The organism is Peribacillus sp. P4_D6 (genome assembly GCF_056401795.1).
In genome coordinates, this window is sequence record NZ_JBFUIQ010000303.1 from 1 (window position 1) to 1821 (window position 1821).

The following is a 1821-nucleotide window of genomic DNA, read 5'->3' on the forward strand; positions in this document are numbered from 1 at the left end:
CTCTAGCGAGCGGCCCTCCCCATGGAACAATAGTCATGACCCCCGCCCCCAACGCCACTACTCCAGCTCATGTACGTGAGCTCATGCCCAAACTCGTATAAATTGGCAACAAAGCGGTGACTGTTATCATGAAAGTTGCAGAACCGTCCCCATCCAAAGCAACAACTAAAGTTATGATAGCCGTGGCCATTACTATTTTTAGAGGATCTCCTTTTGCAAAACGAATGAGCCGGGTTATCATTGGGTCAAATAAGCCCTTATCGATCATCAAACCAAAATACAAAATGGAGAAACCAATCATAATACCCGTCGGTGTAACTTTTGCGATTCCATCCAACATCATTTTCCCTATTTCCAACCCAAAACCGCCGATAAGTGCAAATATAATCGGCACAAGTGCAAATGCGATTAAAACAGAAACTCGTTTTGACATCACTAAATAAAGAAATGTACCAATCATCAGAAACCCTAAAATAGCCATTCACATATCCCCTTGTAAATGATTTATTTGTAGCCTTTATATCTTTTAAACGAAAGGGTTTGAAGAAAAATTCTATAAACCTTTTAAACGCTCCGAGAAAACGGTTACATTATTTGTCATGAAGAGAAATCGCCAGTTGCACTTTATATGGAGGGAGTGATATTTATTTGTATGAAAAAACGGTTAAGAGTTCTGTTTTACAATATCATTGGTATTATTCTCTGGGGAGTATGGATTTTCTATTTTGTGGAGGTGGCCAGTCAATGTACGATTCGTCATTTTTTTTATCAGAGTTACACAATGCATGAGTTTATCAAAATCAATACCAGTCTCTATTCCCATTTCATGAAGCATGAATACAAAGTCTTCAGTTGCATCGTTTCCTGCCGCTCCAGGCGCAAAAGGACAACCGCCCAATCCTCCTATGGAAGTATCAAAAGAAGTGATACCTGCTTGCAATGCTGCTAATGAGTTGGCTTTTGATAAACCATAAGTATCATGGAAATGGGCTGCTATTTTCGCTGTGGGTGAGAGGTCCAAGGTTTTACCGAACAAATGATATACTTGCTTAGGATTAGCTCTGCCAATTGTATCGCAAAGCACAATTTCGTCCACATTTAATTTTTCTAATGCATGAACAAGGCCAAGGGTTGTCCCTTCCTGAACCGGACCTTCATATGGGCAATAAAAAGCTGTTGAGATATGGAACCGTATGAACATATTTTCATTCTTAGCTTCCTCTACGACAGAGGATAACTGGAATAAGGACTCTTCAATGGACATCCTTACATTTTTTTTATTGAACGTCTCACTTGCCGCAACAAACAAGGCTAAGCTGGTTGCCCCTACATCTTTAGCCAAATCAAATCCCCGCTTATTCGGAATCAATGTCATGTATTGCACATCTTCACGTTTGTTGATATTTCTAAAAACTTCGGCTCCATCTGCCATTTGTGGTACATGTTTGGGTGAAACGAATGAAGTAGCCTCCATTCTTTTAATCCCCGTCTCACTTAGTGCATGTATCAATTGCAATTTCGAGTCAGTTGGAATAAAGATCTTTTCATTTTGAATTCCGTCCCTCGGTCCAGACTCTATGATTTCAACACGTTTTGGTAAGTTCATTTTATTTCATCTCCTCATTTTGTACTGTTATTTTTCAGCTTACTAGTTTCATGATCTGAAATAACCCCGGAAGCGAGCCACTCATCATATTTATCCTCTGCTAGTTCCAAAACCCCCTTTAAAACCTGTTCTGTGTGCTCTCCTAGTTTTGGACCAGCCCAATTAATACTTCCGGGAGTTTTGCTCAATTTGGGTACAATACCTGGAACTTTTAG

The 1821-nt window shown here is 39.8% G+C and carries 1 protein-coding gene and 2 pseudogenes; all 3 read right to left on the minus strand.

The window, feature by feature from the left end; genetic code table 11:
* A pseudogene (locus AC1DVB_RS26975) lies at nt 1-481 on the minus strand (SLC13 family permease); the annotation flags it as partial.
* A 183-nt stretch (nt 482-664) separates the two neighbouring features.
* The gene (locus tag AC1DVB_RS26980; RefSeq protein WP_370022626.1) at nt 665-1606 is read right to left on the minus strand and encodes a hydroxymethylglutaryl-CoA lyase; all 942 of its coding nucleotides are present in this window, start codon (nt 1604-1606) and stop codon (nt 665-667) included.
* A gap of 14 nt (nt 1607-1620) precedes the next feature.
* A pseudogene (locus AC1DVB_RS26985) lies at nt 1621-1821 on the minus strand (hypothetical protein); the annotation flags it as partial.

What these genes read in the sequence shown, in the direction of transcription:
- AC1DVB_RS26980 (WP_370022626.1), bottom strand. Translation starts at nt 1,606, where the DNA reads ATGAACTTACCAAAACGTGTTGAAATCATAGAGTCTGGACCGAGGGAC.